This is a genomic window from Paraburkholderia sp. (assembly GCF_026225065.1).
Taxonomy (GTDB): domain Bacteria; phylum Pseudomonadota; class Gammaproteobacteria; order Burkholderiales; family Burkholderiaceae; genus Paraburkholderia.
In genome coordinates, this window is sequence record NZ_JAMFSB010000059.1 from 1 (window position 1) to 7116 (window position 7116).

Annotated in this window: 9 protein-coding genes; 3 read left to right on the top strand and 6 right to left on the bottom strand. The window is 61.9% G+C overall.

Annotated features, from left to right (window positions below):
- The 5 genes from M0954_RS04775 to M0954_RS04795 form a co-directional block, all read right to left on the bottom strand.
- The coding region (locus M0954_RS04775) for an FAD-dependent oxidoreductase (protein ID WP_297351903.1) at nt 1–388 on the bottom strand (388 nt) is incomplete at its 3' end.
- Nucleotides 385–801 carry a (2Fe-2S)-binding protein gene (locus M0954_RS04780; RefSeq protein ID WP_297351909.1) on the bottom strand — a complete coding sequence of 139 codons (417 nt, stop codon included), beginning with the start codon at nt 799–801 and terminating at the stop codon, nt 385–387. The genes M0954_RS04780 and M0954_RS04775, both read right to left, overlap by 4 nt.
- A 23-nt stretch (nt 802–824) precedes the next feature.
- Nucleotides 825–1619, bottom strand: a complete 795-nt coding sequence (locus tag M0954_RS04785; protein WP_133894153.1) for an ABC transporter permease — start codon at nt 1617–1619, stop codon at nt 825–827.
- A gap of 22 nt (nt 1620–1641) precedes the next feature.
- The gene (locus M0954_RS04790; RefSeq protein WP_133894154.1) at nt 1642–2619 is read right to left on the bottom strand and encodes an ABC transporter permease; all 978 of its coding nucleotides are present in this window, start codon (nt 2617–2619) and stop codon (nt 1642–1644) included.
- Nucleotides 2612–3703, bottom strand: a complete 1092-nt coding sequence (locus M0954_RS04795; RefSeq protein WP_123386278.1) for an ABC transporter ATP-binding protein — start codon at nt 3701–3703, stop codon at nt 2612–2614. The genes M0954_RS04790 and M0954_RS04795 overlap by 8 nt, the downstream gene beginning before the upstream one ends.
- On the opposite strand from M0954_RS04795, the gene M0954_RS04800 reads away from it, so the two are divergent.
- Both M0954_RS04800 and M0954_RS04805 read left to right on the top strand, forming a co-directional pair.
- Nucleotides 3702–3857, top strand: coding sequence for a hypothetical protein (locus M0954_RS04800; protein WP_166660888.1), 156 nt, complete (start codon nt 3702–3704; stop codon nt 3855–3857). The two genes, M0954_RS04795 and M0954_RS04800, sit on opposite strands and share 2 nt — an antisense overlap.
- 148 nt (nt 3858–4005) lie before the next feature.
- A complete protein-coding gene (locus tag M0954_RS04805; protein ID WP_297351905.1) occupies nt 4006–4884 on the top strand; it encodes an IclR family transcriptional regulator in 879 nt (292 codons plus the stop codon).
- A gap of 23 nt (nt 4885–4907) precedes the next feature.
- Here M0954_RS04805 and M0954_RS04810 read toward each other — a convergent pair whose 3' ends face one another.
- Complete coding sequence (locus M0954_RS04810; RefSeq protein ID WP_122156702.1) at nt 4908–5480, bottom strand: cupin domain-containing protein; 573 nt, start codon at nt 5478–5480, stop codon at nt 4908–4910.
- Nucleotides 5481–5983: 503 nt separating this feature from the next.
- Between M0954_RS04810 and M0954_RS04815 the strand changes: the two genes are divergently transcribed.
- Nucleotides 5984–7116: peptide MFS transporter (locus tag M0954_RS04815; RefSeq protein ID WP_297351907.1), on the top strand; the 1133-nt coding region annotated here is incomplete at its 3' end.

The window sequence follows — 7116 nt, forward strand, 5'->3', positions numbered from 1 at the left end:
AGCCGGGCACGGGCAGCACGCGGTCGGTGGCGCCGCTGGCGATGATCAGATGCGTGAACGGCACGCCGGTTTCGCGTCCGGCGTGCAACGTGTCGAGGCGGCCTCGCCCACAGGACCACGCAAGCGTGTCGGGGCGGTAGTCCAGATGCGGCAGCAGGGCGGCCATTGTCGTATGCACGGCGTCGGCCTTGCGGGCTTCGAAACCGTAGAGGGTTTGTTTCGTGCGTTCGAATGTGGCATTGGCGGGCGGCTGGCGATAAATCTGGCCGCCCCAGCGGGCATTTTCGTCGAGCACCACGGGGCGCACGCCGGCTGCGACGAGCGTTTCGGCGGCGCGCACGCCGGCTGGTCCAGCGCCCACTATCACCACGCGTTGTTCGTGCGTCATGACGCGGCTCCGTCGGCGGCTACGTTGTTAGCATCACGCACGTCACCAGCACCACCATCAGCACCAGCATTCGCAGCATAGCCAGCCGGCACAGCACTGCGCGTAACAATGCGCATGCCCTCAGCGAGCAGAGTGGAACAGGCCCGCAGACGCGAGCCATCTTCGCTGCGCACCCAGCAGTCCTGGCACGCGCCGATCAGGCAAAAGCCGGCCCGCGGCTCACCGCTGAATTCGCTGCGACGGACTTCGCGCTGCTGCGTCAGGATCGCGGTCAGCACAGTGTCGCCGCTCAAGGCACTAACCGCTTTGCCATCAAGCACGAAAGCAAGCGGCGCGCGCCGCAGTTCTGCGACACGTACGAATTGCGGGTGGTGTTCAGCGGAAGATTCAGGTGCGTGCAACGTGCCGGACATAGTAGGTAAGGCAGAAGAGGTCATCAGTGCTGGCCGATCAAAACACGATTGAGCCCATACACGCGGTCGAGCAGCAGCATCGCGCTGGCCGTGATGAAAATCACCAGCGCGGAGACGGAGGCCATCATCGGATCGATCGATTCGGTCGCATACATGTACATGCGCACCGGCAGCGTGACGGTTTGCGGCGAGGTGACGAAGATCGACATCGTCAGTTCATCGAAGCTATTGATGAAAGCGAGTAACCATCCACCTGTGATGCCAGGCAGGATCATCGGAAACGTGATGCGGCGGAAAGTGGTCCATGCGTCCGCACCGAGCGACGCGGCCGCATGCTCGACGCTGCGGTCGAGCCCGCTGACCGAGGCGAGCACGAGCCGCATCACAAACGGCGTGATGATGATCATGTGGGCCAGCACGAGCCATGCGAACGAGCCGGTTGCGCCGATCAGCGCGAAAAAGCGCAGCAACGCGATGCCCAGAACGAGCCCGGGAATCACCAGCGGCGACAGCAGCAAACCGTTCAGAAAGCCGCGTCCAGGAAAGCGCGCCCGGCCAATGGCGAGTGCGGCTGGCAGCGCGACGATCAGCGAAAGCGTGGCCGATGCGAAGGCTAGCCTGAGGCTGTTGAAGAACGCCGAGATGAAGTCGGGGTAGTCAAGGATCGCGCGGAACCAGCGCAGCGAGAAGCCGTGCGTGGGCAGCGTCAGTGTCTCGTCGGGCGTGAAGGCGACTAGCACCACAATCGCGAGCGGAGCCAGCACGAACAGGATCACGAGCGCATGAAAGATCAGCGCGAGAGGGCCGTTTTTTCTCATCGTAGTCTCGTCGTCTGGTGGATTAGCCCATGCTCCGGGCGTACCTGCGTTCCAGCAGCCGGTAGTAGGTCAACATCACGATCAGGTTCGCGATCAGCAACAGCACGGCGATGGTGGCGCCGAGCGGCCAGTTCAGCGAGCTGAGGAATTCGTCGTAGACGGCAGTGGCGGCCACCTTGAGGCGCCTTCCACCGAGCAGGCCCGGAATCGCAAAGGCGCTCGCGGACAGGCCAAACACCATCAGGCTGCCGGACAGGATGCCCGGCGTCAGTTGTGGCAACACGATGCGCCGCAGCGTCGTGGCAGGCGAGGCCATCAGCGAAAGCGCGGCGTTTTCGGTTTGCGGGTCGAGCTTCTGCAGGGCGGTCCAGACGGGGATCACCATGAACGGCAGCATCACGTGCACGAGAGCGATGACAATCGCGAAGGTCGTGTATTCGAGCTTGTATGGCCCGAGACCCACCAGGGCGAACGCCTGATTCACGAGGCCGTTCGGATTGAGCAGCATGCTCCAGCCAAAGGCCCGCACTACCACCGACACCAGCAACGGCGCGAGGATCACGAGCAGGAACAGCGAGCGCCACGGATCGCGCATGCGCGACAGCACGTAGGCTTCGGGCGTGCCGATTACCACGCACAACAAGGTGGTCACGAACGCAATGCCGAAGGTGCGCAGGAAGATCGTGTGGAAGTAGCTCGACGTCAACACTTCCGCGTAGTTGCCGAACTGGAACGCGGCAATCGGACCGCTCGCGGCATCGAAGCGGTAGAAGGTCAGCACAAGCGTCATCGCGAGCGGAATCAGCACCAGCGCCGCGAAGAGCAGAAAGGCGGGCGCGCACATCAGCCATAGCGGGACAAAGGCGTGCCACGGCGCGCGGCGTGTGCTTCCCGCACGTTGGCCGCTATCGCCGTTGCTGCCGTTGCCGCTCTCGTTGGCGTTGCGTGCGCTATCGGCGTTGTCCGCGTTATCAGAGGAAAGAGGCGGCGCGCTAGCCATGGCGCGCCTCCCGTTGCACGAAGCGGATCGCGTCGCTATTCCAGTCCACGCCGACCGTGGCGCCTTCCGGCAGCGGTTCCGTACCTTCGTTCTGGCAGCACACCAGCACCTCGCCAAGCTTTGAATCCACCCGGTATAGCCATTGGCTGCCCAGGAAAAAGCGGCTGGTGACGGTGGCGGACAGCCGTCCCGCACCCGCTGCGCAGAGCCGCAGTTTTTCAGGGCGAATGCACAGAGTGACGGCATCGCCGATGTTGACGACGCGCTCGCGCATCGGCAGTTGCGCGGTATTGCCGGTTTCGGCGAGATCATGGCCGAGGTCGATGCGGATATCGTCGCCATCGCGCGCGACGATCTTGCCCGGCAGCATGTTGGCCTTGCCGATGAACTGCGAAACGAAGTGGTTTTCGGGGCGTTCATACGCGCGATACGGCGTATCGACCTGCGTGATGCGACCCGCCTCCATCACGACGACGCGGTCGCTGATCGAGAGCGCCTCCGACTGGTCGTGCGTGACCATGATGGTGGTCGTGCCGATCTTGCGCTGGATCGCGCGCAGTTCGAACTGCATGTCCTCGCGCAGCTTGGCGTCGAGATTCGACATGGGTTCGTCAAGCAGCAGCACGGGCGGCGCAATGACGATGGCGCGCGCCAGCGCCACACGTTGGCGCTGGCCGCCGGAGAGTTCGCGTGGAAAGCGGTGCGCGAGCGTGTCGAGCCGCACCAGCGCCAGTGCTTCGCGTACCCGTTCGGCGCGTTCCGTTTTGCCGATGCTGCGCATTTCCAGGCCGAAGGCGACGTTCTGGGCGACGCTCATGTGCGGAAACAACGCGTAGCTCTGGAACACGATGCCGAGTCCGCGCTGGTTAGGCCTGGTGTGTGTGATGTCGCGGCCATCGAGCACGATGCGCCCGCGTGTGGTCTCGACGAAGCCCGCGATCATCTGCAGCGTGGTGGTCTTGCCGCAACCGGACGGACCGAGCAGCGAAACGAATTCGCCCTTTTCCACCGACAAATTGACGTCGGCGACGGCATGCAGGTCGCCGAACGTTTTCGTCACGTCCGTGAGTGTGAGGAACGACATGATCTGGCCTTTCGGTGGCTCGGCACCGGCTGAATCGACAACGCTTCTGATGGAGCCGACTCTAGCTAGCCAAATTGTGCGTCGTCAAATGCAAATTCCGTTTGGCGGTATAAGAATAGAAAAAATTCCGTTCAATGAAATTATTTTGTCTTGAGGGTAGTGCTTTGTTCCACTCCGTGATGCGCGAGGAATCCCTAATATGTGGAGGAAGATACGTATCTGTTAGCGCCGGGCCGCTATTCCATTGATGAATAAAAATCTTTATAGTGTTCCGAACAGTGAAATAAGTTTGAGGGAAAATCATGAATGCTGCCGCAAAGCGAGAGGGTCCCCATGCCGACACGGCCGATGCTCCCGACGGACCCGGCACGGGCATGCTGCAGCGCTCGTTTGCCGTCATACGCGCCTTGGCCGATGCGCAACCTGATGGCGGCCGCGTCACCCGGCTAGCGAAGGCTGTGGGGCTGACCCAGGGCACGGTGCACCGCATCCTGCACGCGCTGATCGCGGAGGGTATGGTCGAGCAGGATGAGAATTCGAAGCTGTATCGTCTGAGCGTCGAGTTCTTTGCGCTCGCGGCTCAGGCGGGCAATCCGAGCGGCATGCGCACGCTGTGCAGGCCGGCGTTGTTGCGACTGTGCGCGAGTCTTGGCGACACGATTTTCCTGCTGGTCAAAAGCAGCTTCGACGCGGTGCGTCTGGACATCTGCGAAGGGCCGTTCCCGATTCGCTCGTTCACTGGCGATATTGGCGGGCGCGTGGCACTTGGCGTCGGGCAGGGGAGTCTTGCGATTCTGGCGTTTCTCCCGGAAGCCGAGCGTGAGGAAATCATCCGCTTCAATGTGCCGCGCATTCGGGGCTACGGCGTGCTCGACGAAGTCTATTTGCGCACCGAAATCGAACGGGTGCGGCAACTCGGGTACGCGGGCCGCAATAGCGGCGTGCTGGACGGCATGGCCGGCGTGGCGGTGCCGATTCTCGACCGCACCGGCGTGGCGGTGGCGGCGCTTAGCGTCGGCACGCTGGCCGCGCGCCTGGGCGACGACCGCCTGCCAATGGTGGTCGAACTGCTGCGGCGGCAGGCTCAGGCACTCGGACCGCAGACCAATCCGTTCGATGTGGCACTGCGTCGGCCAATGCATGGCCTCTCACGCGTCATGACGAACGAGCGGGTTGCCTGAGCGACGGCGCCGGGTTGACGTTATCAGAACAATCTGGGCGTCCCGACCCAAACCACCAGTGATTCGCCACGCGCCGTATTGGCCCAGCTATGCGGGACGGTCGACTCGTAGTGCGCGCTGTCGCCTGCTTCCAGCGCGAATGTCTTGCCTTCCAGTGTCAGCGAGACCTTGCCGCTGATCACATATAAAAACTCTTCGCCCGCATGGGTGTTCACCTCCGAGCGTTTCTGACCGCGGGGCATCTTCACAAGAATCGCTTCGAGTTGCCGGCCGCCGGTCAGGTTGGTCAGGCGCGCGAACAGGTTCGCGGAATCGGCGAAACCAAAGAACCGCAACTGGTCTCCGCGGCTGACCGAGCGTTCTTCGCTGGGCGTGTCGACAAAGTACTGCACGGTGACGCCGAGCGCGCTGGCAATCCCCGCCAGCGACGTGAGCGACGGGGTGGCGAGGCCGCGTTCCACCTGCGACAGAAAAGGCTTGGAGATGCGTGCTGCTGTCGCTGTGTCATCGAGCGTGCGCTTCAGACGCTGCCGCAGCGCGCGTATCTTGCTACCCAGCTCGAGGGCCGGATTTTTGTTTTCAGTTTTCGTGACCATAGCGAGATGAATCAGCCCGTCAAAATATGTTTGATTTAAGTAAACAAAGTTTGATAGCCTTGTAGGCCATCGCAATAGCGCGAGTATGCCCGGGGGCGTTTTTTTTCGAAATAAACTCTCTATATTGCCAGAAGCCCAATCTGGTCGGCAGTTTGCTCACTGACGGGTGCCGTCCGCAAGCGCAGCAGAGGATAGCAGCGTCTATTTGGAATTCGCACCATTCGTGCATCTGGCGCTTAAATTACGCGACGAGTTTGGAGTAATGGATGATATCGCGCGGCAGGCGCGGGAAAAATGTGCGATTGCCCTTACGTGGTGTTACCTGCATCAGTGAATTCCCTGAGTGACGCGAGGGTTGGCACTCAGGAGAATCGCGAGCGCTCGCGAAGCGGCATAAGCTTTCGGTTCGCTTGCTCCTTGAAATCCCGCACACAGCGATCCTGGACGCGGAAATACGAGCGGCGTGCTCACCGAAGTGCGCTGCTGCCAAGAACACGAGATAAATGATGAATTCAACCGTATCCCAGACTCGATCGTTTTCGACCGTCTTCCTGATCGAGCTGTGGGAGCGTTTCGGCTACTACGGGATGGCCGCGCTGTTGGTCCTGTTCATGATCGACAAGCTCGGCTTCACCGATAGTCACGCCACGCTCACCTGGGGCGCGTTTACGGCGCTCGTGTATGCCGCGCCGTCTGTCGGCGGCTGGATCGGCGACAAGATTCTCGGCGCCCGCCGCACGATGGTGTTCGGCGCGCTGGTGCTGTGTTGCGGGTATCTGATGCTGGCGATGCCGAACGATCAGCTCGGCTACATGTATGGCTCGCTTGGCGTGATCGTCGTGGGCAATGGCCTGTTCAAGGCGAATGCGGCGAATCTGGTGCGCCGCATCTATGAAGGCGACGACGCGCGTATCGATAGCGCGTTCACGATCTACTACATGGCCGTCAACATCGGCTCGACGGTGTCGATGCTCGCCACGCCGTGGATCAAGGATCACTGGGGCTGGCATGCGGCCTTCGCCGTGTGCTGCGGCGGCATGCTGCTCGCCGTGGTGAACTACTTCATCATGTTCCGCACGCTGGCGCATGTGGGTTCTGCACCGGACTCCGAACCGATCCGCTGGGATCGCGTGGGCATGGTGCTGATCGGCGGCGCCGCGCTCGGCCTTGCAACCATGTTCGTGCTGCAGCACAAGGCGATCGCCGTGGCCTGCGTGTATGCGGCAGGTGTCGCAATCCTGGCGATCTTCGGCTACATGCTCGCGAAATGCGAACAGTCGGAACGCGCCGGCCTGATTGCTGCGCTGGTGCTCACGCTGCAGGCGATCCTGTTTTTCGTGTTCTATCAGCAGATGTCCACATCGCTCACGCTGTTTGCGGTTCGCAACGTCGATCCGCATTTCTACGTGCTCGGCACCTCGCTCTTCACGTGGAGCGCGGCTCAGTTCCAGGCGCTCAATCCGATCTGGATCATGCTGCTGAGCCCGATTCTCGCGGTGATGTACACGCGGGCGGCGAAGAGCGGCAACGATGTGTCGGTGGCGGTGAAGTATGCGATTGGCTTCGCGGTTGTCGCAGCGGGTTTCTTCGTCTACGCGGTGAGCGGTCGTTATGCGGTGGACGGCCGGGTGTCCTC